Here is a 23095-nt window from a genome sequence, read left to right as displayed (position 1 = left end):
TGCGTGTCTGGCCATGATCCTGCGAGGCAACGGGCCGCTTGTCGAGTCTTTTGGCGCGTCACATCCCGCGCGGGCTGGCCAGGAGCCAGAGGCCGAAGAAGGTGTAGCCCACCATGAAAAGCGCCAGCGGAAGCTGGCTCAGTACCGCGCGGCGCGTGCCGCCCAGAAGCCCGAGCGCAAGGGCGTGGGCGATCAGGATCGCGATGACGTGGCCCGCCACGACGACTCCCGCCTGGGTGAGCCAGATCATCTTCACCGGCCCCGGCGTGTTGAGAAACCCCGCCGTCACGCGCAGCCCCTCGCCACCCAGCGCACGGGACACGAGCGAAAGGACATACTGCCCGTCGACAAGGAAGCTCGTGAGGTAATGCGCGATGTGGTAGGCCAGCGCGATGGGCAGGATCGACGGTGCGAAGACCCGCAGCGCCCGGCCAAGCGGCACTCCGCCACCCGCGATGCGAAGCCCGAGCCAGAGCGTCACCGCGAAGACGGCGACGAGACCCAGGTTCGACACCAGAAGCCCCGCCAGCGTCGAGCGCATCACCGCCGAACGCCCGGGAAACTCGAGCGGGTTCACGTCGATCATCCCCAGCCACCAGAAGGTCTCGTTGAGCCCGTCGAAGCTTCCGGCACCCAGAAGGAGCAGTATGAAGAGCGCGAGGCCCAAGGGCACGGGCCGGGCCGCGCGGAGGACCTGCCAGCCGGGCAGGCCCACGGCCACGCGGCCCCGCGTGCGGCCGAAAAGAGCCATCCGCCCGTAGGCGCGCATCAGCACGGTCACGAACTCGGCCCGGACGAGCCATGCGGGTCCGAAAAGCATCAACGCCCCGAGATTGGCCAGCCAGTAGGCCCCGACCACCCAGGCAAGCCGCGCGGGATCGGCGGGCGCGGGATCGGCCAGCAGGAAGGCGCCGAACGCCAGGAACCCGGCGAGCGCGGGCAGATGGCCAAGACGGCGGGGATAGCGCAGCGGCGCGCGCTCCCCCGTCATCGCCGCCATCAGGGCGGCGGGACCGACCCACGGGTCGAGCCAGCGCCAGACATTCCCGAAAAGCCCCTGCACCGAGACGAGCGTGATCCACCACACCACCCAGATCGTGAGCGGCAGCGGATTGACCAGCGGATCGCGCGACCCCGAAAGTCCCGTCAGCACCAGCCAGACCAGCACGGCGGCGGTGGCAAGGCTCGTGACGTGCCCGACGCGCGGCCGCGGTCGCGGCCAGAGACCGAGCGGTCGAAAAAGCGCGTGGCTCAGCCCCTCGGGCAGCACGGCCAGCAGCAGCAGCGTGAGCGCCACGCTGAGCACGCCCGCGCCGATATAGATGTCGGTGGGCAAAAGCAGGACGAAGCCCTGCTCCGACGCGTGTGCCCGGACCGCGCCGGCCCAGAGCGTCAGCACGAGCGCCGCTGCCCCCTTTCCCCCCATCGCGTCATTGCCCCTCTTGCGGCCCCGAATGTCGCCCCACTATGCGGCAGGCGCGCGCAAAGGCAAAGCGAGGCGCGCGTTGACAAAGGCGCGGGTCTGGCGAAACTCGGAGCGACGCGGGACGGGACGGGCGCACATGACGGAGCCAGCAAGCGGGCGGATAGCCGGGATCGACGTGGGCGGCACGTTCACCGACCTTGTCGAGCTCGACCCGGTGACGCGCCGCGTGAAGCTCTCCAAGGTGCCCTCGACCCTCGACAACCAGGCCTTCGGCGTCCTTGCCGCCCTGGACGAGGCGGGATCGGACCTCTCGACGCTCGACCTTGTCGTCCACGGAACCACCACGACCACCAACGCGGTGCTCGAACGCAAGCTGAGCCGCACGGGCCTCATCACCACGCACGGGTTTCGCGACGTGCTGGAGCTGGGTCGCCGCACCCGGCCGCGGGCCTACGGGATGACGGGACAGTTCACCCCGCTCATCCCCCGCGACCTGCGGCTCGAGGTGCCCGAACGGATGGACGCCGCGGGCCACGTCGTCACGCCGCTCGACGAGAGCGCCGTGGCCGAGGCCGCGCAGACGCTCCTCGACAAGGGCTGCGAGTCGGTCGTCGTTCATTTCCTGCACGCCTATGCCAACCCCGCGCATGAATTGCGGGCCGGCGCGATCCTGCGCGCGCTCTGGCCCAACGATCACGTCACGCTCGGCCACGCGATCCTCAGCGAGGCGCGCGAATACGAGCGCGGGGTGACGGCCGCAGTCAACGCCTCGGTGCAGCCCATCCTCGCGCGCTACATCTCGCGCCTGACCGGAGAGTTGGCGAAGGGCGGCTATCGCGGCGACGTTCTGGTCATGAATGGCAATGGCGGGATGGTATCGGCGCGGACCGTGGCCGACGAGGCCGCCAAGACGGTGATGAGCGGACCGGCCTCGGGGGTAATGGCCGCGGCCTACACCGGGCGCGCGGCGGGAATGCCCAACCTCATCACCTATGACATGGGCGGCACCTCGACCGACGTCGCCATGGTGCGCGGCGCCGAACCCGCGGTCTCGAACGAGATCGAGATCGAATACGCGATGCCCATTCACGTGCCCATGGTCGATGTGCGCACCGTGGGCGCGGGCGGCGGGTCGATCGCGCGGGTGAATGCCGCGGGTCTCCTGCAGGTCGGTCCCGAAAGCGCGGGCGCCGATCCGGGGCCGATCTGCTATGGCCGGGGCGGGATCGCGCCCACGATTTCCGACGCGAACCTGCTTCTCGGGCGGCTCGACCCCGCCAAGCTCGCCGTGCGGGGTGGCGTGTCCCTAGCCGATATAGAGACTGTTTTCGAGCAGGACCTCGCGCGCCCTCTGGGTGTCTCGGTCACGGATGCGGCGGAGGCCGTGATCCGGCTGGCCAACACCACGATGGCGGGCGCGATCCGCATGGTCTCGCTCTCCCTGGGGGCCGATCCCCGGGATTTCGCGCTGTTCGCCTTCGGTGGCGCGGGGCCGCTCCACGCCGCCGCGCTGGCGCGCGAACTCGGGATCCCGCGCGTTCTCGTGCCGAGCCGACCGGGCATCACCAACGCCATCGGCTGTGTCGTCGCCGACCTGCGGCACGATTTCGTCACCACGGTCAACCGCCCGCTTGATCGGCTCGACGTCTCGGAGCTGCACGATATCCTCGACGCGCAGACCGTGCAGGGCGAGCGCATGATCGCGCGCGAAAGGATCGGGATCACGGGGCTTCGGCATGTGCATTCGGTGGACATGCAGTTCGTCGGGCAAACCCACCTGCTTCGGGTCGACCTGGAAAGCGCGGATATCTCGCTCGACGCGTTGCAGCGGCTTTTCGAGGAGGCCTATTTCCGCCGGTTCCGCGTGCGGCTCGACCGGGTGCGCGCCAACCTGGTGAACGTCAACACCTCGGTCATCGGTGCGCGCCCGGCCCTCGACCTGGGCAGCCTGATCGACCCGGCGGGGCGGAAGGCGTCCATCGCCGAGGCCCGCACCGGCACGCGCGCCGTGCGGCTTGACGGCGACACGCGGGAGGTGCCGGTCTACTGGCGCGATCACCTGCCGCTCGACGCGGTTATCGAGGGACCCGCGATCGTGGAACAGATGGACACGACGCTCCTTGTCGGCACGTCCGACGTGGCGCGCGGGGATGCGCAGGGCAACCTCGTGATGACGATCGGGACGGGAGGCGGCGCATGACCCTCGACCCGATCACCTTGTCGGTCATTCAGGCGGGTCTGCAACAGGTCTGCGACGAGATGGACCTCGCCTTCTCGCGCGCCGCCTTCTCGCCGGTCATCGCCGAGGCGAATGACCGCTCCGACGGCATCTACGACGCGACCGACGGCGCGCTGGTCGCGCAGGGCGCGGGCGGGTTGCCGGTTTTCGTGGGCACGATGCAATATTCGACCCGAATCCTGCTCAAGATGATCGCGGAGGGCAGCGTCGCGGCGCCAAAAGAGGGCGACATCTACATCGTCAACGACCCCTACCTGGGCGGCACGCACCTGATGGACGTGCGCTTTGCCCGACCCTATTGGCGGAACGGCGAGATCTTCTGCTGGCTCAGCAACACGGGCCACTGGCCCGACACCGGCGGCGCGGTGCCGGGGGGCTTCTCGGCGTCGGCCACGGCGGTCGAGCAGGAGGGTCTGCGCCTGCCGCCCGTGCGGCTCTTCAAGGAGGGAACGCTCGACCCCGAGATCTATGCGATCATCTGTTCCAACATCCGCGTGGCCGACCAGCGCATCGGCGACGTGCGCGCGCAGGCCGCGGCGCTCGATCTCGGAGCCGAGCGGCTTGACCTGCTGCTCGACCGCTACGGCGACGACACGGTCCGCGCGGCCATCGCCGAGCTGCGTGCGCGCGCAGCCGAGCAGATGCGCAGCTTCGTGGCGCACATCCCCGAGGGACGGCACGAGAGCACGGCCTGGATCGACAGTGACGGCGTGGTGGACGAGCCGCTCGCGATCCGCCTTTCGGTCACGCGCGACGGCCGCGACCTCGTCTTCGACTTCACAGGCTCGAGCCCGCCCTGCCGCGGCCCGATGAACTCGGTGCGGGCGACGACGCTCAGCTCGGTCTACCTTGCCATGCGCCACATCTTTCCCGAGGTGCCGATCAGCGCGGGGGCATTCGAACCGCTGGTGGTGACGGGGATCGAAGGCACCTTCCTCGACGCGCAATATCCGCGCCCCGTCTCGGGCTGCGCGGCCGAGGTGAGCCAGCGCATCGCCGAGGCGGTTTTCGCAGCGTTGGTCCCTGTTCTGCCCGACCGCGTGACCGCGGCGCCCGCCGGGACGAGCGGCAATTTCGCGCTGGGCGGGCATGACCCTGACCGGGGCCGCGATTTCGTGATGTACCAGCTTTCGGGGGGCGGATATGGCGGCTACGCGGGTGGTGACGGGCTGTCGAACGGATGCTCGACCATCGGCATTTCCAAGGCGCCGCCGGTCGAGATCATGGAGCAGGCCTTTCCGGTGCTCTACCACCGCTACGCCCTGCACGAGGGATCGGGCGGCGCGGGTGCGCATCGTGGCGGCTTCGGCCTCGACTACGAGGTCGAGCTGAGGCGCGGCACGGCCACGGCCAGCTTCGTGATGGATCACGGCCGGTTCGGCCCGCAGGGCGCGCTGGGTGGCGGCGACGGAGCGGTCAACCAGGTGACGGTCTGGCGCGGCGGCGAGCCCTATACCCCGCCGCACCTGTCGAAGGCGCAGGACATCCCGCTGGCCCCCGGCGACCGGGTGCACGTGCGCACACCCGGCGGCGGCGGCTACGGCGATCCCATGACGCGCGACGCGCAGGCGGTGGCGCGCGACGTGGCGCTGGGCCGCTACACGCGGGACCAGGCGCAGGCGCTTTTCGGTGTCGTCCTGACCGATGCGGGCGAGATCGACGATGCCGCGACGGCGCGCGCGCGCAAGACGGGCTGACCCGGCTCAGCCACCCCGGATCAGGTCATCCTCGTCATCGCCCAGCGAGATTCCCAGCGCATCGGCGCCGTTTTCGAGGTGGTCCGACAGGTGCGGCGTGCCAAGCAGGTAATCCGCCGTCGGCGTCGTCGCCTCGTTGCGTGCGGTTTCGATCGCCTCGGACAGTTCCTCGGGCGCGAAACTGTCGCGACCGATCCACATGAGCGCCACGAGGCTCGTCAACTCGTCCTCTGTCATGCGTTCGAGAAACGCGCGAAGCTCGCCCTCGGCCCGGCCCAGTTCGCGCGACATGAGGACCACCTGCGCGATCTTGTGTGTGCTGATGTCAAGCATCGTCGTTTCCTCCATCGGTCGGACATGATCATTGCGCGCCCGGCGGGGCGCGTCCTTGATCTTACGCAAATATCCGATGGTAGAGCCAGTGCGGCATGAACCGGCTTGCGCGGAAAAGGAGCGAGAAGAGCCACGGGAAGTGCCGCACATAGGCGCGGCGCCTGCGCATGAGCTTGAGGATCTCGGCCGCGGCCTCGTCGGGATCCATGAGGAACGGCATGTCGAAGTCGTTCTTGTCGGTGAGGCGTGTGCGGATGAAGCCCGGGTTGGCGATCTGCACGTCGATGGGCGTGTCCCAGAGGTCGGCCTGCATGCTCTCGCCCAGTGTCATCACCCCCGCCTTGGTCGCCGAATAGCCGATGGCCCCCGGCAGGCCCCGGAACCCCGAAAGGGACCCGGTGAGCACGATATGCCCCTCGTTGCGGCGCAGCATATGCGGCACCACGCGGCCCATCACGCGGATCGCTCCGGCGAAGTTGACGTCGGCCATCGCCTCGGCATGGCCGGCATGCCATTCCTGCGCGGACATCGGCCAGTAGACACCGGCGAGGTAGACGAGGCCGTCGAAATCGCCCACCTCCCGCATGGCGGCGTCGATCGTGTCGGTGTCGGTCACGTCGAGCGGCACGACCTTCGTATCGGTGGGCAGGCTCTCGGCCAGCTCGCGCAGCTTGTCCTCGCTTCGCGCCGACAGGATGAGCGTCGCCCCCTCCTCCGCCAGCGCCTTGGCCAGCGCCTTCCCGAGACCCGCACTCGCTCCGACGAGCCAGTAAGTCTTGCCGTTGAACTCGGTCATGTCGCCTCCGTTCGTCGTATCGTCGCGACCAGCTCGGCCACCTTGAACCCGAACTTGCGGAACTGGCTTCGGTTCACGACCACCCCGTCGGGGGTGAGATACATCCAGTCCCGGACGCTCAGCACGTGTCCCCCACCCTCGTCGGGCAGGCGGATGCGATATCGCATCTCGACCGTGGCGCCCGACTGGCGCCCGCGGCCCACGTCGACAAGGTCATCGGCATCCGCGCGGATGGCGCCGTCCTCGTCAACCTCGAGCCACCATTCACGGTCCTGCACCGCGCCGCTGGCATAGCGGAAACGCTCGACCATACGGCCCCGGTTCCCGTCCCAGTGCATCGTGATATCGGCGTTGAACCGCGATATCACATGCCCGCGCGGCCCATAGATCACTCCGTCGCAGACCAGGTCGCCCTTCAGAACATCCTGGAGGGCGAAGTAGGGCACAGTCTCGGCGTAGCAACCCGGTTTCTGGGATCGGAAGCCGGTGAATATCGCCACGCCACCCGAGAGAAGGGCGACAACGGCCGCGCCCAGGATGACCCACAGCACGGGTGTCATGCCATTACCTCCGCTTTATCGTCAAGTTGCGTCACCGCCAGGAGCGCGATCGCCACGAGCTTGAGCCCGCAGGGCACCGCGCCATAGGCCAGCGCCAGGAGCCGGAGCGCGCGCGGATCGTTCTCGGACCCCGCCTCGAACCCCCCGGCCTGAAGCAGCGGAAGAAGCGTGACCGCCGCGACGGCAAGCGTGAATTTCGACACGAAGGACCACAGCCCGAATGCCTCGGAGGCGCCGGGCGAGACCGCTTCCATCCGGTGCGCGAACATGGCGGGCAGAAGCGTGAGGTCGGCGCCCACCGCCACCCCCGAGACGACGCAGATCAGCGCGAAGATCCACGCGTCTCCCGGCCCCAGCATCACCGCCCCCGCGAAGGACGCGATGGCAAGCGTCATGGCGCCCAGCAGCACCGGTTTCGCGCCCCACCGTTCGGCGAGCCGGCCCCAGACCGGGGCCGAGGCGGCGGCGCAGAGAAAGAACAGCAAGAGGAGCGGCCCCTCCCATCCCTGTGCCTGAAGCACGCTTTCAACGTAGAACAGGAACAGTGTCGAGCTGACGGCGACCGGCGCCGCGTTGACCAGCGCGATCAGCAGGAGCCGCCGCGCCGTGCGGTCGGCCAGCACCGTGGCGAAGCCCTGCGCGCCCACGCCGCCCTTGCGCCATTCGCGCCGCATGGCCACCACCGCCACCGCGCCCAGCCCCGCGAAGGCAAGCGCGAACGCACCGTAGCCGCCAAGCGCGAGCGGCGCGACCGACGCGGCGCATATCCCGAGGAGCGCGCCCGTCTCGCGCCAGCGCGCCACGGCAAGGTAACCCGCCCCCTCCATCGCGCCGCGCACGCCTTCGGCATAGAAGCAGATGGTCAGGTAGCTGAAGGACGAGAAGACCAGCGTGAGCATCGCCGCAAACCACCAGAGCGGCGCGATGGGCGGCGACACGAGGAAGAGGCCCAGCATCCCCGCGACAAGCACCGCCCCACCGAGCGCGACCGACAGGCGGCGGCGGTCCTGCACCCGCCGGGCGAGCCAGCCCAGCGCCGGGTCCTGCACCACGTCGAGCAGCCTGAGCCCGAAGAGCATGGCACCCAGCGCCGCGAGCGACACGCCGTATTCGTCCACGTAGAACTTCGGCGCATGGATATAGAGCGGCAGGCCCGCCGAGGCGAGAAAGGCCGCGAAGATCGCATAGGCTGGCAGGCGCGCCTTGCGCGTCAACGGCTGACCTCGTCCGCGGGCGGCGCGGGACGTGCGCGGAACTTCGCGCCCTTCCACCAGAGCTTGAGCGCCTGCCAGTGGATGAGCGCGAGCACCCGGCGCGATCCGAAGGGCCGGCGCAGTGCGGACCACACAAGCCCGCGCGTGGTCAGCGGCTTGCGCGGCCCCACCAGCGTCGCGATCACGCCGCCATTGCCGCCGGTGAAGTCGATGCGGATGCCGATCCGGTCGGGGCGGATGTCGAACTGGAACTCGTAGCCGCCCTCGATCCGCTGGAACGGCGAGACATGCAGCACCTTGTCGGCCGCGAGACGGTCGGCGGCGGTGATGGCGCCGTGATCGTCGCGGTGACAAAGGTAGGAATGGCGATCGCCGTAGGTGTTCGTGACCTCCGCGATGATGACCCGCACATCGCCGGCCCCGTCGCGGCAGATCCAGAACGAGACCGGGTTGAACACGTGACCAAGGATGCGCGGCTGTGCCAGCAGCTCGATCCGGTCGGGCGCGGGCAGATTGGCATCGCGCAGCACGTCGCGCACCCAGGCCGCACCGCGCCCCTCGCCCGGCACCCCGCCGTGATCGCTGTCGTGAAGCGAGGCGAAAGCGGCTCGGTTCCGGCCGAAAAGCGCCACCGGGTCGGGTGGCGCCTCGGCGTCGAGAAGCAGGTAGTCGACGCCGTAGCGAAAGCGGTTCTCGATCTCGCCCTTGCGGCCGTGCCAGGTGTGGCCGGCGATATGGTCGATACCGGTCATGCCGCAGCGCCGACCCTCTGATCGGCCAGTCCGCGCCTGACTGCGAGCGCGCTCGACAGGCCGTCCTCGTGGAATCCGTGACCCATCCACGCGCCGCAGAACCAGGTGTTGCGTGCCCCGTTGCGCGCCGCGATCCGCGCCTGCGCGGCCAGCGCGGCGGTGTCGAAGACGGGATGGCGCAGCGTCACCTGGTCGTAGACGAGATCCTCGCGGATCGGCCGCGCGCTGTTCAGCGTCACGAAAAGCGGGTCGTCCTCGGGGATCGGCTGGAGCCGGTTCATCCAGTAGGTGAGGTCGATCTGCCCGTCGCGGCGCGGCGTGGCCTCGGTGTAGTTCCACGAGGACCAGACCGCGCGCCGCCGCGGCATGACCGAGGGGTCGGCGTGAAGCACCACGTCGTTCGGCTGGTAGCGGATCGCGCCCAGATCGGCGCGCTCGGTCGCGTCCGCATCCGCGAGAAGGCGCAGCGAATCGTCGGAATGGGTGGCGAAGACCACCTCGTCGAAGGCGTCCCACTCCGCTCCCCGCGCCTTGACCGAGGCCCCCAACGGATCGCGGCGCACGGCCTCGACGGGGGTGCCCGGACGAAGGCGCGCGCCCCGCGCCACGAGCGCCCGTTCAAGCCGCGACACGTAGTTCGCCGAACCGTCCTGCACGGTAAACCACTGATGCTGTCCGGCATAGTTTAGCAGCGCATGGTTCTCCATGAATTGAAGCATGGCCTGTGCCGGAAACTCCATGATCTGCCGGGTGGGCGTGGACCAGATCGCGCCGGTCAGCGGCAGGAGATAGCGGTCACGAAACCATGCTCCGGTGCCCAGCACCTCGAGCAGCGCGCCGATGGTCAGATCGCTGCCACGCGCGGTCTCGAGCGCGCGCGCGTTGAACCGGAAGATGTCGCGCAGCATGGTCCAATGCCGTGGATCGAGCGCGTTGCGCCTCTGCGCGAAGAAGGCCCCGGCGCCCGAAAGCCCGTATTCGAACCGGCCGCCCCCGATCGAGGCACCGAAGCTCATGTCGCTTTTCACCACGGGCACGTCGAGCCGCTCGAACAGCGCGGCGAGCTCGGGGTAATTGGCATAGTTGAAGACGATGAACCCCGTGTCGACCGGCTGATCGCCGCGCTTGCCCGCGATCACGGTGCGCGCATGGCCGCCAAGCCGCGGCTCGGCTTCGAAGAGCGTCACGTCATGGTCATCGGAGAGAAAATAGGCGGCGCCCAATCCGGAGATCCCTGCGCCGATCACGGCGATCTTGCGCCGCTGTCCTGTCAAGTGTTCGAATGGCATATGCCGCTGATCCAGTCCTGTTCCGTCGATCTGGCCTGAAATACGCCCGCGCCGGCGGACCGGATGAAAATTAAATTTCCGAACCGGGATGATCCGATCCGCGCCGGGGGCCGTAGAGACAGATGTGATTGACACTGCAAACCCTGTCTTGGCATCGTCCCGACCAGACGCAGCCCGCCGGATGCCGCGGGTCTTTTTCGGGTACATGGCGGAGACGGGTCCGGCGGTGGCAGATCGCAAGGTTGAAAACGATCACTGGGTGGTCTGCATGCAGCGCGTCCGGGACAATGACGACACCGAGGCATTTGCCGCGCTTTTCGGGCATTTCGCCCCCCGCGTGAAGGCGTTTCTCATGCGGCAGGGAACGGATGCGGCCACGGCCGAGGAATGTGCGCAGGACGTGATGGCGACGCTCTGGCACAAGGCGCACCAGTTCGATCCGCGCCGTGCGAGCGTGGCGACCTGGATCTTCACCATCGCCCGCAATCGCCGCATCGACATCGCGCGCAAGGACCGCCGCCCCGAACCCGAAGAGCTTGACTGGGGGCCGGCCGAGCAGACCGACCAGGCCGACGCCGTGGCCCTGCAACAGGAAAGCGCCGCGTTGAGCGAGGCCATCGCGGAGCTGCCCGCGAAGCAGCGCACGCTGATCGAGGCGGCCTATTTCGGCGACATGTCGCACAGCGAGATCGCCGACAGGACCGGCCTGCCGCTCGGCACGATCAAGTCGCGGATCCGTCTCGCGCTCGACCGCCTGCGCCACGCCATGAATTGACGAGAAACCCATGACCCAAACGATCAAGCACCACCTTACCGACGCGCTGCTGATGGCCTATTCCGCCGGCACGCTGCCCGAGGCCTTCTCGCTCGTGGTCGCGACGCATGTGTCCATGTGCGACGAGTGCCGCGCGCGGCTCGGCGCGTTCGACGCGGTGGGCGGCGCGCTGCTCGACCGGGTCGAGCCGGGGGAAGTGTCGGAGAAGAGCCTTGCCGACACGCTGGCACGGATCAGATCGGATGGTGAGCGCGCCGCGCCGGCCCCGACGCGCCCCTCGCGCGGCGACCTTCCGGCCCCGCTTCGCGACTACGTGGGCGGCGATCTGGAAGATGTGCGCTGGCGCCCCGTGGGGATGGGGGTGAAACAGGCGATCCTGCCCACCTCCCGCTCGGCCACCGCGCGGCTGCTGTTCATTCCGGCGGGCGCGGCGGTGCCGGATCACGGCCATCGTGGCACGGAACTGACCCTCGTGCTCAGGGGCTCCTTCTCGGATGACGAGGACCATTTCGCCGCGGGCGATGTCGAGATCGCCGACGAGGATCTCAATCACACGCCCGTGGCCGGGATCGAGGCCGATTGCATCTGCCTTGCCGCCACCGACGCGCCCTTGCGCTTCAACAGCCTCCTGCCCCGGCTCGCCCAGCCTTTCCTGCGGATCTGAGCGCGCTAACGCCGCGTCCCGCGTGACAATCGCGCGCGTGATCGTCATGGTGGCCGCGCAACCGTGAAAGGCCGCCAGATGACCGACTATCCCCATCTCCTTGCCCCGCTCGACCTTGGCCACGTGACGCTGAAGAATCGCGTGCTTATGGGCTCGATGCATACCGGGCTCGAGGAGACGAAGGACTGGAACCGCGTGGCCGAGTTCTATGCCGCCCGCGCGCGGGGCGGGGCCGGGCTGATGGTCACGGGCGGCATGGCGCCCAACCGCGAGGGTGGCGTCTTTCCCGGTGCGGCCGGGCTTTTCTCGGACGAGGATATCGCCAATCACCGTATCGTCACCGACCGCGTGCACGATGCGGATGGCCTCATCGCGATGCAGATCCTGCACGCCGGCCGCTATGCCTATGGCAAGGAATGCGTGGCCCCCTCGCCCATCAAGTCACCCATCTCGCCCTTCGTGCCGAAGGAGCTCGACGAGGAGGGGATCGAGAAGCAGATCGCCGATATCGTCACCGCCGCCACCCGCGCGCGCGAAGCGGGCTATGACGGTATCGAGATCATGGGTTCCGAAGGGTATTTCATCAACCAGTTCCTCGTGCGCCACACCAACAAACGCGAAGATCGCTGGGGCGGCTCCTACGAGAACCGGATGCGCCTCCCGCTCGAGATCGTGCGCCGCACGCGCGAGGCGGTGGGCGAGGACTTCATCCTGATCTACCGCCTGTCGATGATCGACCTCGTGCCCGAAGGCTCCACCTTCGACGAGGTGGTCGAGCTCGCCCGCCGCGTCGAGGCGGCAGGCGCGTCGATCATCAACACCGGCATCGGCTGGCACGAGGCGCGCATCCCGACGATCGCAACCTCCGTGCCGCGCGCCGCCTTCACCTGGGTCACGAAGAAGCTGATGGGCAAGGTGGGCATCCCGGTCATCACCTCGAACCGCATCAACACGCCCGAACGCGCCGAGGAGGTGCTGGCCGGCGGCGCCGCCGACATGGTGTCGATGGCGCGCCCTTTCCTTGCCGATCCCGATTTCGTGGCCAAGGCGAAGGCGGGCAAATCCGCCACGATCACGCCCTGCATCGCCTGCAACCAGGCGTGCCTCGATCACACGTTTTCCGGCAAGATCAGCACCTGCCTCTTGAACCCCCGCGCCTGCCACGAAACCGAGCTTGTGATAGAGCCCACCGAGACCCCGCGGCGCATCGCCGTCGTGGGCGCGGGCCCCGCCGGTCTGTCTGCCGCGTTGACGGCGGCCGAGCGCGGGCATGATGTGACCATCTTCGATCGCGACGACAAGCTGGGCGGGCAGCTCAACATGGCGCGCGTCATTCCCGGCAAGGAGGAGTTTCACGGCTTCGTCCACTGGTTCGAGACGATGGTCGCCGAGCGCGGGATCACCACGCGGCTGGGTCATGCGCCCGATGCCGATGACCTGGCAGGATTCGACGAGGTGATCATCGCCACCGGCGTCATCCCCCGCGACCCGCAGATCGAGGGCCAGGACGGCCCGAACGTTCTGAGCTATATCGACGTGCTGCGCCACCGCAAACCCGTGGGCAAGCGCGTGGCCATCGTGGGCGCGGGCGGCATCGGCTTCGACGTGGCGGATTTCCTCGTCACCGGCGACGACAGCCCGACCGAGGATTTGCCCGAATGGCTCGAGGAATGGGGTGTGGCCGATCCCGAAGAGCATCGCGGCGGCCTTTCGCCCCAAGGCCCACAGCCCGAGCCGTCGCTGCGCAAGGTGACGCTTCTGCAACGCAAGAACGAACGCCCCGGCAAGCGTCTGGGCAAGACCACCGGCTGGATTCACCGCGCGGCGCTTCGGATGAAGGATGTCGAGATGGTCGCCGGCGTCAATTATGAACGCATCGACGCGGATGGCCTCCATGTCAGTTTCGGCGAAGCCCGCGAAAACCCGACCCTGATCGAGGTCGATACCGTGGTGCTCTGCGCGGGTCAGCTTTCGGAACGCAGCCTTGCCGACGCGCTCCAGGCGCGGGGCATCCCCTGCCACGTGATCGGCGGCGCCGATGTCGCTGCCGAGCTTGACGCGAAACGTGCCATCGACCAGGGCACCCGCCTTGCCGCGACGCTCTGAGATGGATCGCGACCGGCGCTTCTTCTTGGCAGAAATACTCGAATAGCGCCGTCAGCCCATTGCCGCGCGGCGCGCGGCGGCGCACCGTCAGACGCCCACGTCCGGCCCCTTGCAGTAAAGCGGTTCGTCGCTTTGCTCGACCTCGTAAAGCTCGGTCAGCGCGGGATCATTCTCGAACCGCGCGATCAGGCCGCGCGACCCGCGCTCGAAGCTCCAGCATTGCGGGTCGGGATGGGTTTCGTAGGTGAAACAGATCATCTCGCCTTCCTGGTACCACTCCCCCTCCTGGCATTCCCCGTCGAGAAAGGACCACCGCACACGGCGGTTGTCGAGATATTCCTCCGCCCCGTAGGGCGCGCCGTTGCTGCCGTAATAGAAGGTCTTGCCGCGCGTGTAGGCGTCGAATTCCTCGGCGCTCATGTAGGGTCCGGCGGCGGCGGGCATGGCGCCGCAAAGCAGGCACAGGAGGGCGGGGAGAGTGGCGCGCGGGATCGTCATGGCCCTACCCTGCCATGTCCGCCGCGGCTTGACCACCATCACCATCGCGATGCGCCCGGTTCTCGGCGGTCTCCCACTCGACCACGCGCGGGTCCATCACGCGCCGCCAGAGTGGCGGGATCAGGGCGATCGACGCCATCACCGGAACCGGCAGGGGCAGCATCGGCATGTCCGCGCGCAGTTGCAGCGCCGGAAAGGGGCGGCCCGGTGTCACGTGATGATCCGAATGACGCGGCGCGTTGACCATCAGCGCGGAAGAGTACCAATGCGGCGCGTTCCACGAATGCCGCAGGTCCACCGGCTCGGGCCGGCCGTCGCCGCGTATCCGGCGGCGCAGCCCGTAGTGCTGCACGTAATCCGACAAGAGGATCTGCATCTGGGCATAGGCACTCAGACCCACGAACACCGCCACGCCGCGCCAGCCCAGCCACAGCGCCACCGCCACGGTCAGGCCAAGCCCAACCCCGAGGTAGAGCACGTAGGGATGCCGCCACCATGCCCGACCCGCGCGGGCCAGCATCGCGCTTTCCTCGCGAAACCCGGCGCGGAACGACCCCACGCCGGCGTTCAGCGCGTAGCGGTAGAAGCCGCGCCCGCGCGGCGGGCTGTTGGGGTCGCGCGCGGTGCCGACATGGACGTGATGCACCCGCAGATGCGCGCTGGCGTGGTGGCCGACCAGGAGGCTCGCGTAGACAAGCCGCCCCAGGAGCCGTGCGCCGCGTCCGGGGCGGTGGATCAACTCATGCGCGGCCGGGTGGGAGATCTGTCCGAAGACCAGCCCCGCCGCCAGCGCCACCAGGAACCGCTCTCCGCCGTCCAGCGTGCCCGGCCCCGCCACGGCCCAGAGCGCCGCGCCCAACACCCCGAAATGACCAACGCCCAGCACCCACAGGAGCACGCCCGCCGCCGGAAACTCCGCCCCCTCGGGTGCATTCACCGCCTCGCGCGCGATCAGGCGGTCCATCCCGAAGACGAGCACGGTCATGTATCCCACCGCCAGCCATGCCAGCGCCCCGCCCCAGGTCGCGGCCCCGAGGACCAGTGCGAGCGGTGTGATCGACGCGAGCGCGAAAAGGATCATCTGGTCTCGAACCTCTCGATCGGATGGCGCGGGTGCCGGCCGCCGCGCGCGGAACATCATGCCGTCTATCGGCAACATATGAAGGAATCGCGGCGAAGCCCAACGAATCCGGGTGCCGATACGTCGTTTTTGGCCTCGCCTTGCGGCGGTTGTCCCGGTTATGTCTGGTGCCGACCAGAGAGACAGGAGTGCGACATGGCACTGGACGAACGCAAGGGTGTTTGGAAAACGGGCAAGGGCAAGGGCCGCATCACGCCGAAGGGCCGGCAGCTCGACGACCAGGCCTGGACCGAGGTGAAGGCGCTGCTGGGCGACGAACCGCGCCGCCGCGACCTGCTCATCGAGTATCTGCATCTCATCCAGGACCGCTTCGGGCACCTCTCGGCGGCGCATCTGCGCGCGCTGGCCGAGGAAATGCGCATCAGCCAGGCCGAGGTCTACGAGGTCGCGACCTTCTACGCGCATTTCGACGTGGTGAAGGAAGGCGAGACGCCGCCGCCCGCGCTCACCATCCGGGTCTGCGATTCGCTGGCCTGCGAACTGGCGGGCGCGCAGCAGTTGAAATTGGCGCTCGAGGACGGGCTCGACCCGTCGGAGGTCCGCGTGCTGCGCGCGCCCTGCATGGGCCGCTGCGACACCGCGCCGGTGCTCGAACTGGGCCACGCCCATATCGACCACGCCACGCCCGAAAAGGTCGAGAAAGCCATAGCCGAGGGCCATACGCATCCCCACATCCCCGACTACGAGGGTCTCGCCGCCTATCGCGAGGCAGGCGGTTACGAGACGCTCGAGAAGATCCGCGAGAGCGGCGATTTCGAGACGATCCAGCAGACGCTTCTCGATTCGGGCCTGCGCGGCCTTGGCGGAGCGGGTTTCCCCTCCGGCAAGAAATGGGGCTTCGTGCGCGCCGAGAAGGGGCCGCGCTACCTTGCCGTCAACGGCGACGAGGGCGAGCCGGGCACCTTCAAGGACCGCTACTACCTCGAGCGCACGCCGCATCTCTTCCTCGAGGGGATGCTGATCGCCGCCTGGGCCGTCGAGGCCGAGCGCTGCTTCATCTACATGCGCGACGAATATCCGGCGGTTCTCCGGATCCTCGCCGACGAGATCATGGCGCTGGAATGGGCGGGCATCGTCCATCCCGGCTATATCGAGCTGCGGCGCGGCGCGGGCGCCTATATCTGCGGCGAGGAATCGGCGATGATCGAATCGATCGAAGGCAAACGCGGGCTGCCGCGCCACCGCCCGCCCTTCGTTGCGCAGGTGGGCATCTTCGATCGCCCCACGCTGGTCAACAACGTCGAGACGCTCCACTGGGTCGCCCGCGTCCTGCGCGAAGGCGGGGAGATCCTGTCGGGCGTCGAGAAGAACGGCCGCAAGGGCCTACGCTCGTTCTCGGTCTCGGGACGTGTGAAGAACCCCGGCGTTTATCTTCTGCCGGCGGGCTCGACGATGGAGGACATCATAGAGGCGGCGGGCGGCATGCTCGACGGCCACACGTTCAAGGCGTATCAGCCGGGCGGCCCCTCGGCAGGGCTTCTGCCGGCTTCCATGGCCGACATCCCGATGGATTTCGACGTGTTGCAGGAACATGGCACCTTCATCGGCTCGGCGGCCATCGTCGTCCTCTCGGACAAGGATTCGGCCCGCGATGCGGCGCTCAACATGCTGCGCTTCTTCGAGGATGAAAGCTGCGGCCAATGCACGCCCTGCCGTGTGGGCTGCGAGAAGGCCGTGAAGCTCATGCAGGCCGACCGCTGGGATCGCCCGCTGCTCGAGGAGCTGTGCACCGCCATGGCCGACGCGTCGATCTGCGGGCTGGGGCAGGCCGCGCCGAACCCGATCCGCCTGACCATGAAGCACTTCCCCGACGAGGTATGACCGCCACGTCCCACGCCTGCGCGCTCTTGTCGGGCGCGCTGGCTCTCGCCTATCTCCTGCGCTACTGCACCGCGCCCGTCAGTCTTGTCCGCAGCGCGGTCAAGACCGGCGCGATCCTCGTGCTGGCGCTGGGCGCGCTGCTGGCCCCGGATGAGCCGTGGCTGCTGGTGGTGGCGCTCACGCTCTGCGCGGTGGGCGACTGGCTTCTGTCGCGGCGGGGCCAAGGCGCGTTCCTCGCCGGTGTCGGGGCCTTCGCGCTGGGGCACGTGGCCTATGTTGCGCTGTTCCTGACCCACCGCATGTCCGACATCGACCGCGCGCTGGGCTCCGGCATGATCCTCATCGTGCCGCTCGTTCTTTTCGGCCTCGGCATGGCGGCGCTCATGTGGCGCCATGCGGGCGATCTGCGCGGGCCGGTTCTGGCCTACATCGCCATCATCGTCCTGATGGGCGCTTCGGTCCTGACGCTGCCCGGGCTCTACCCGGTGCATTACGCGCATCCCGCCGCGGCGATGTTCATCCTCTCCGACACGGTGCTTGCCTTCGAGATATTCGTGCTGCGCGAGGGATCGCGCCTGCGCCGCGTCACACCCTACGTGGTCTGGACGACCTACTGGCTGGCGCAGTTCGGTCTCTTCCTCGCCTTCGCGGGCATTCCGACCAAGTGAGCGCCCTTTCAAATCCCCCGCAACCGGACTACTTGGATTGAGAGGAAAGGAAGGACGCAGCACATGGCCTTTTTCAAGAAACTGAAGGACCGGCTCTTCAAATCCTCCTCCAAGCTCGAGGAGGGGCTCGACGCCATCGTCGAGGATGGCGGCACCGAGGAGGAGGTCGACCTTGCCCAGGCACCCGACCCCGACACACCGCCCGCGCCGGACCCCGCCCCCGACCCCAAGCCGGACGTGACCCCCACGCCCGAGCCCACCCCGGTGCCGGAGCCCGACACGCCCGACCCGACCCCCGAGCCGACGCCGGTGCCCGAGCCCGACACGCCCGATCCGGCACCCACGCCCGAGGAGACCCCCGAGCCCGATCTGCCCGACCCTGCGCCCGAGCCGACGCCCGCGCCGGATCGCTCGCCCACGCCCGATCCCGAACCGACCGGCGTGCCCGCGCCCGACCCGACGCCGGCACAGCCGCCCGAGCCGGGACCGGGCATCACGCCGCCCTCGGACCCCCGGCCCGCCGAGGCGCCGGTCGAGGCTCCGCCGCCGCAACCCTCGCCCGCCATGCCCGAGACACCGGTGCAGCCCGCTATTCCGCCCAGGATGCGCGGCGACGATACGGCCGAGGCCGAGGCCGGGGCGAAACCCGGCCTCTTCGGCCGTCTTCTTGGGCGCGGGGAAAAGGCGAAGGTCGTGCGCCGTGCGCTCGACGACGACATGCTCGAACAGCTCGAGGAGTTGCTCATCACCGCCGACATGGGCGTCGACACGGCCCTGCGCGTGACCGCCAACATGGCCGAGGGACGCATGGGCAAACGCCTCTCGACCGACGAGATCAAGGAGCTTCTGAGCGCCGAGATCGCCCGCATCATGGAGCCGGTGGCGCGCCCCATGCCGCTCTATTCGCGCAAGCCCCAGGTCGTGCTTGTCGTGGGCGTGAACGGCTCGGGCAAGACGACGACCATCGGCAAGCTCGCCGCGCAGTTCAAGGCGGCGGGCAAGTCGGTGGTGATCGCCGCGGGCGACACGTTCCGCGCGGCGGCGGTCGAGCAGCTTCAGATCTGGGGCGATCGCGCAGGCGTGCCGGTGATGACCGCGCCCGAAGGCTCGGACCCGGCAAGCCTTGCCTTCGACGCCATGGACAGGGCCGAGCGCGAGGGCGCGGATTTGCTGATGATCGACACCGCCGGTCGTTTGCAAAACCGCGCCGACCTGATGGAAGAGCTGGCCAAGATCGTCCGCGTCATCCGCAAGAAGGACGAGACCGCGCCGCACAACACGCTCCTGGTGCTCGATGCCACGACTGGCCAGAACGCGCTGAGCCAGGTCGAGACCTTCCGCAAGCTCGCCGACGTGTCGGGTCTCGTCATGACCAAGCTCGACGGAACGGCAAGGGGCGGCGTGCTGGTGGCGCTGGCCGACAAGTTCGGCCTGCCGATCCACGCGATCGGCGTGGGCGAGCAGATCGACGACCTCGCCCCCTTCGATCCTCAGGATTTTGCCAAGGCGCTGACGGGCGCCTGATCCTCACCCCCTCCTTTCCTCCTCGTCCTCCAGCATCTCGTGATGCGTGCCGAGCAACCGCTCGAACGCGCGCAATCCCAGCAGGACGAGAACCGTGATCAGCGTGGCCATCGCGGCAAGCGGCATCTGACCCGCCCCGCAGGACAGCCCGATCGCGCCCGCGAGCCACAGCGACGCGCCCGTGGTGATGTTCCGCACCTTCCCGCCCGAGGTGAAGATGATCCCGGCGGCGAGGAAGGCCACCCCTGCCGTCACCGCTTCGACAAGGCGCAGCGGATCGACGCGCAGCGAATCCTCGGCGCCGAAGGGCAGGCTTGCCAGTTGCTGGCTCACGATGATGAAGAGGCAGGCAGCCATCGAGACCAGCATATGCGTCCGAAGGCCCGCCGGCTTCTCGCGCTTTTCGCGCTCGAACCCGATGATCCCGGCAAGGAGGATCGCGGCGATCAGCCGCGTGGCCGCCACGGTGGGCGGCACCGCGCTGAACGTGCCTTTCAGTTCCTGCAGGATCACCTCGACCATGGGCCGGCCCTTTCCTGGTGTCATGGCGCGCGGAAAGAGACCTGCCGCGCGGCTTATCCGGTCGGAAACGCGCAAAACTGTTGAAAGTTTCCTCCCGCGGGCCGACAAGCCCGTGACGCGCGGCGGGCCATGGCCCCGCGCCCCGCGAACCGGCAGGAAGGACCAGGGACATGAGCGATTGGCTTGTCGCCCTCGAGGGCACGCCCGGCGGCCATCACCTTGCGCTCGCGCTCGCGCTTCTGGCGGCGCTTCTGCACGCGGTCTTCGGCGCGCTTCAGAAGGGGCGCGTCGATCCGTGGCTTGCCCGCGGCGCCATCGACGCCTGGCTCGTGGTGCTGGCCGCACCGCTCGCGCTCTTCGTCGTGCCCTGGCCCGAGCCGCATATGTGGCCCCTTTTTGCCGGCGCGGTCGTGATCCACGTGATCTACAAGCTCTTGCAGGCGTCGGCTTACACGCGCGGGGCCTACACCGTGGTCTACCCCGTCGTGCGCGGCACCGGGCCGCTCTTCGCGGTGATCGGCGCCTATCTGATCTTCGGCGAGGTTTTCACCCTGACCCAGTGGGCCGGCGTCGGCGTGCTGCTGCTGGGCATATTCGGGCTGGCCGCCTATAACCTGATTTTCCTCGTGGTCGACCGCGAGACCCTGCCCGCGGCGCTCGCGCTCGCGGTGGCGACGGGGCTCCTGGTCGCGCTCTACACAACCTATGACGCCTACGCGATCCGCGCCACGGCCGACCCGTTCACCTTCCTCGCGTGGTTCTTCATGTTCGAGGGGATGACGATGCCCTGGATCGCGCTCTGGCGCTGGCGCCGGATGCGGGACGGGCCCGCCCTGCGCCCGCTTGTCGCGCGGGGGTTGATCGGCGCCATCGTCGCGCTTTTCTCCTTCGGGTCGATCATGCTCGCCACGCGGCTCGACAAGGTGGGCGAGGCGGCGGTGCTGCGCGAAACCTCGGTGGTCTTCGCCGCGCTCATCGGCTGGCTCGCGCTGCGCGAAACCGTGGGGCCGCGCCGGATCGCGCTCATGGTGCTCATTGCACTCGGCGCCGTAATCGTCGAAATGGGTGGATGACCCGCCGAAGAACGAGGTTCGAGATGTCCGAGAAGAAGATCGACCCAAAGCTCAAGACCACCCTGGAACTCGGGCCGATCCTGCTGTTCTTCGTGGCCTATCTCTGGCTCAAGGACGAGACGGTCAAGCTGGGCGGCACCGACTACAAGGGGTTCATCGTGGTCACGGCGGGCTTCATCCCGGTCTTCCTCGCCTCCATCGGCGCGCTCTGGTGGCTGACGGGCCACCTGTCGCGGATGCAGGTGATGACGGCGGTGCTCATCGTGATCTTCGGCGCGCTTTCGGTCTGGTTCAACGATCCGCGCTTCTTCAAGATGAAGCCCACGATCATCTACCTGCTCTTCGGCGGCGTGCTCCTCGTCGGGCTTCTGCGCGGCAGCTCCTACCTGCAATCGCTGATGGACGGGCTGATGCCGCTCACCGACCAGGGCTGGATGATCCTCACGCGGCGGCTCATGTATTTCTTCTTCGCCCTCGCCATCCTCAACGAGATCGTCTGGCGCATGATGAGCGAGACGAACTGGGTCTATTTCAAGACCTTCGGGCTCACGGCGGCGATCTTCCTGTTCTTCATAACGCAGGGAAAACTCTTCGCCGAGCACGGGATCGAGAAGGACGAGGACTGAGCGCCCCTTGACCAGGCGCAAGCGCGGGATTAAAGCACTGCGTCAGTGGCGATTTGTTACCGGATTGCGGGCCACTCTAAACATTCCCGCTAAAAGGTCAGGACCAAGGCCCCCTTGCGCTTGACCGCATCGGGGCTTTTTTCATGGGCGCGCGGGCCCGCGGAGGTCGATCATGTCCGAAGACTGGAAAACGGCGACGAAACTCGTCCATCACGGCGCACGGCGCAGCCAGTGGGGCGAGGTGAGCGAGGCCATGTTCCTCACCCAGGGATTCGTCTACGACAGCGCCGAGGACGCGCAGGCCCGCTTCATCGAGGCCGGGCCGGACGAGTTCATCTATGCCCGCTACGGCAACCCGACCGTCGCGATGTTCGAGGATCGGATCGCCGCACTCGAGGGGGCCGAGGCCGCCTTTGCCACGGCAAGCGGCATGGCAGCGGTCTCGGGCGCGCTTGTCTCATGCCTCAAGGCGGGCGATCACGTGGTCGCGGCGCGCGCGCTCTTCGGGTCGTGCCTCTACGTGCTGGAAAACCTGCTCACGCGCTACGGTGTCGAGGTGACTTTCGTCGACGGCACGGACCTTGACCAGTGGCGCGCGGCGCTCAGGCCCGGCACGGCGGCCGTCTTTTTCGAGACCATCGCCAACCCGACGCTCGAGGTGATCGACCTGCCCGCCGTGGCGGCACTGGCCCACGAGGTCGGCGCGCGGGTCATCGTGGACAACGTCTTCGTCACCCCCGTCCATTCCCGCGCCATCGAGCAGGGTGCCGACGTGGTCGTCTACTCGGCGACGAAACATATCGACGGGCAGGGCCGTGCCCTCGGCGGGGTGATCCTCGGCTCGACCGAGTTCATCCGCGAGACGGTGGAACCCTACATGAAACACACCGGCGGCGCGATGTCGCCCTTCACGGCGTGGATCATGCTCAAGGGGCTCGAGACCATCGCGCTCAGGGTGCGGGCGCAGACCGCCTCGGCCCGTGCCATCATCGACGCGGTGCAGGGTCACGCCAAGCTCGCCCGCGCGATCTATCCCGGCCATCCGGATCATCCGCAGCATGACATCGTGATGCGCGACATGGGGGCCGGCGGCACGGTCCTCTCGCTCGACCTCGCCGGTGGGCAGGCGGCCGCGTTCCGCTTCCTGAACGCGCTCGGGATCGTGCTCATCTCGAACAACCTCGGCGACGCCAAGTCCATCGCCACCCATCCCGCCACCACCACGCATCAGCGCCTTCCCGACGATCGAAAGGCCGCGCTCGGCATCACGCCGGGGTTGGTGCGGCTGTCGGTGGGCATCGAGGATACGGACGACCTCGTGGCGGATGTGATGGGTGCGCTCGACGCGGCCTGAGCCGTCCAGGGCATCGG

The 23095-nt window shown here is 68.3% G+C and carries 21 protein-coding genes and 1 riboswitch; of the genes, 11 read left to right on the top strand and 10 right to left on the bottom strand.

Annotated elements, in window-relative coordinates; all coding sequences use genetic code 11:
- Positions 1 to 58 precede the first annotated feature (58 nt).
- Positions 59 to 1426, bottom strand: a complete 1368-nt coding sequence (locus tag K1T73_RS02185) for a hypothetical protein (protein ID WP_220602368.1) — start codon at positions 1424 to 1426, stop codon at positions 59 to 61.
- Positions 1427 to 1562: 136 nt separating this feature from the next.
- Between K1T73_RS02185 and K1T73_RS02180 the strand changes: the two genes are divergently transcribed.
- Positions 1563 to 3626: a hydantoinase/oxoprolinase family protein gene (locus K1T73_RS02180; protein ID WP_220602367.1), complete on the top strand. Its 2064-nt coding sequence runs from the start codon at positions 1563 to 1565 to the stop codon at positions 3624 to 3626.
- Positions 3623 to 5362 (top strand): hydantoinase B/oxoprolinase family protein, encoded by a 1740-nt coding sequence (locus tag K1T73_RS02175; RefSeq protein WP_220602366.1) that lies wholly within the window; start codon positions 3623 to 3625, stop codon positions 5360 to 5362. The genes K1T73_RS02180 and K1T73_RS02175 overlap by 4 nt, the downstream gene beginning before the upstream one ends.
- A 6-nt stretch (positions 5363 to 5368) precedes the next feature.
- On the opposite strand, the gene K1T73_RS02170 is transcribed toward K1T73_RS02175, so the two are convergent.
- The 6 genes from K1T73_RS02170 to K1T73_RS02145 form a co-directional block, all read right to left on the bottom strand.
- Positions 5369 to 5695, bottom strand: coding sequence for a DUF3775 domain-containing protein (locus tag K1T73_RS02170; RefSeq protein WP_220602365.1), 327 nt, complete (start codon positions 5693 to 5695; stop codon positions 5369 to 5371).
- Between the two features lie 61 nt (positions 5696 to 5756).
- On the bottom strand, positions 5757 to 6491 hold the full coding sequence (locus K1T73_RS02165) for an SDR family oxidoreductase (RefSeq protein ID WP_220602364.1): 735 nt from the start codon (positions 6489 to 6491) through the stop codon (positions 5757 to 5759).
- Complete coding sequence (locus K1T73_RS02160) at positions 6488 to 7051, bottom strand: DUF3833 family protein (RefSeq protein ID WP_220602363.1); 564 nt, start codon at positions 7049 to 7051, stop codon at positions 6488 to 6490. Before K1T73_RS02160 ends, K1T73_RS02165 begins: the two co-directional genes overlap by 4 nt.
- A complete protein-coding gene (locus tag K1T73_RS02155; RefSeq protein WP_220602362.1) occupies positions 7048 to 8265 on the bottom strand; it encodes an MFS transporter in 1218 nt (405 codons plus the stop codon). Before K1T73_RS02155 ends, K1T73_RS02160 begins: the two co-directional genes overlap by 4 nt.
- Positions 8262 to 9017 carry a DUF1365 domain-containing protein gene (locus K1T73_RS02150; protein WP_220602361.1) on the bottom strand — a complete coding sequence of 252 codons (756 nt, stop codon included), beginning with the start codon at positions 9015 to 9017 and terminating at the stop codon, positions 8262 to 8264. The genes K1T73_RS02155 and K1T73_RS02150 overlap by 4 nt, the downstream gene beginning before the upstream one ends.
- Positions 9014 to 10306, bottom strand: coding sequence for an NAD(P)/FAD-dependent oxidoreductase (locus K1T73_RS02145; protein ID WP_220602360.1), 1293 nt, complete (start codon positions 10304 to 10306; stop codon positions 9014 to 9016). The genes K1T73_RS02150 and K1T73_RS02145 overlap by 4 nt, the downstream gene beginning before the upstream one ends.
- A gap of 205 nt (positions 10307 to 10511) precedes the next feature.
- Here K1T73_RS02145 and K1T73_RS02140 point away from each other — a divergent pair, with 205 nt between their 5' ends.
- The 3 genes from K1T73_RS02140 (at position 10512) to K1T73_RS02130 (ending at position 13851) form a co-directional block, all read left to right on the top strand.
- Entirely contained in the window at positions 10512 to 11081 is a 570-nt protein-coding gene (locus tag K1T73_RS02140) for a sigma-70 family RNA polymerase sigma factor (protein ID WP_409077740.1), read from the top strand.
- A 10-nt stretch (positions 11082 to 11091) separates the two neighbouring features.
- Entirely contained in the window at positions 11092 to 11745 is a 654-nt protein-coding gene (locus tag K1T73_RS02135) for a ChrR family anti-sigma-E factor (RefSeq protein WP_220602358.1), read from the top strand.
- A 78-nt stretch (positions 11746 to 11823) separates the two neighbouring features.
- Complete coding sequence (locus K1T73_RS02130) at positions 11824 to 13851, top strand: NADPH-dependent 2,4-dienoyl-CoA reductase (RefSeq protein ID WP_220602357.1); 2028 nt, start codon at positions 11824 to 11826, stop codon at positions 13849 to 13851.
- 87 nt (positions 13852 to 13938) lie between these two features.
- Here the strand turns inward: K1T73_RS02130 and K1T73_RS02125 are convergent, their stop codons facing one another.
- Both K1T73_RS02125 and K1T73_RS02120 read right to left on the bottom strand, forming a co-directional pair.
- A complete protein-coding gene (locus K1T73_RS02125; RefSeq protein WP_409077723.1) occupies positions 13939 to 14349 on the bottom strand; it encodes a hypothetical protein in 411 nt (136 codons plus the stop codon).
- Between the two features lie 4 nt (positions 14350 to 14353).
- Entirely contained in the window at positions 14354 to 15430 is a 1077-nt protein-coding gene (locus K1T73_RS02120) for an alkane 1-monooxygenase (RefSeq protein WP_220602356.1), read from the bottom strand.
- Between the two features lie 195 nt (positions 15431 to 15625).
- Between K1T73_RS02120 and K1T73_RS02115 the strand changes: the two genes are divergently transcribed.
- The 3 genes from K1T73_RS02115 (at position 15626) to ftsY (ending at position 19503) form a co-directional block, all read left to right on the top strand.
- Positions 15626 to 17311, top strand: a complete 1686-nt coding sequence (locus K1T73_RS02115; protein WP_220602355.1) for an NAD(P)H-dependent oxidoreductase subunit E — start codon at positions 15626 to 15628, stop codon at positions 17309 to 17311.
- Positions 17308 to 17979, top strand: coding sequence for a lysoplasmalogenase (locus tag K1T73_RS02110; protein ID WP_220602354.1), 672 nt, complete (start codon positions 17308 to 17310; stop codon positions 17977 to 17979). Before K1T73_RS02115 ends, K1T73_RS02110 begins: the two co-directional genes overlap by 4 nt.
- 63 nt (positions 17980 to 18042) lie before the next feature.
- Entirely contained in the window at positions 18043 to 19503 is a 1461-nt protein-coding gene (gene ftsY / locus K1T73_RS02105; RefSeq protein WP_220602353.1) for a signal recognition particle-docking protein FtsY, read from the top strand.
- Positions 19504 to 19506: 3 nt separating this feature from the next.
- Here ftsY and K1T73_RS02100 read toward each other — a convergent pair whose 3' ends face one another.
- The gene (locus tag K1T73_RS02100; protein ID WP_220602352.1) at positions 19507 to 20025 is read right to left on the bottom strand and encodes an MgtC/SapB family protein; all 519 of its coding nucleotides are present in this window, start codon (positions 20023 to 20025) and stop codon (positions 19507 to 19509) included.
- 170 nt (positions 20026 to 20195) lie between these two features.
- Between K1T73_RS02100 and K1T73_RS02095 the strand changes: the two genes are divergently transcribed.
- The 3 genes from K1T73_RS02095 (at position 20196) to metZ (ending at position 23078) form a co-directional block, all read left to right on the top strand.
- Positions 20196 to 21098 (top strand): EamA family transporter, encoded by a 903-nt coding sequence (locus K1T73_RS02095; protein ID WP_220602351.1) that lies wholly within the window; start codon positions 20196 to 20198, stop codon positions 21096 to 21098.
- Positions 21099 to 21121: 23 nt separating this feature from the next.
- Positions 21122 to 21724, top strand: coding sequence for an inner membrane-spanning protein YciB (locus K1T73_RS02090; protein ID WP_220602350.1), 603 nt, complete (start codon positions 21122 to 21124; stop codon positions 21722 to 21724).
- A gap of 35 nt (positions 21725 to 21759) precedes the next feature.
- A riboswitch (SAM riboswitch) is annotated at positions 21760 to 21837 on the top strand.
- Positions 21838 to 21896: 59 nt separating this feature from the next.
- Positions 21897 to 23078: an O-succinylhomoserine sulfhydrylase gene (gene metZ / locus K1T73_RS02085; protein ID WP_220602349.1), complete on the top strand. Its 1182-nt coding sequence runs from the start codon at positions 21897 to 21899 to the stop codon at positions 23076 to 23078.
- Positions 23079 to 23095 lie beyond the last annotated feature (17 nt).

Source organism: Roseovarius sp. SCSIO 43702, from assembly GCF_019599045.1.
GTDB lineage: Bacteria > Pseudomonadota > Alphaproteobacteria > Rhodobacterales > Rhodobacteraceae > Roseovarius.
The sequence above is the reverse complement of the archived record's forward strand: the minus strand, read 5'-3'. Positions and strand labels throughout refer to the sequence as shown.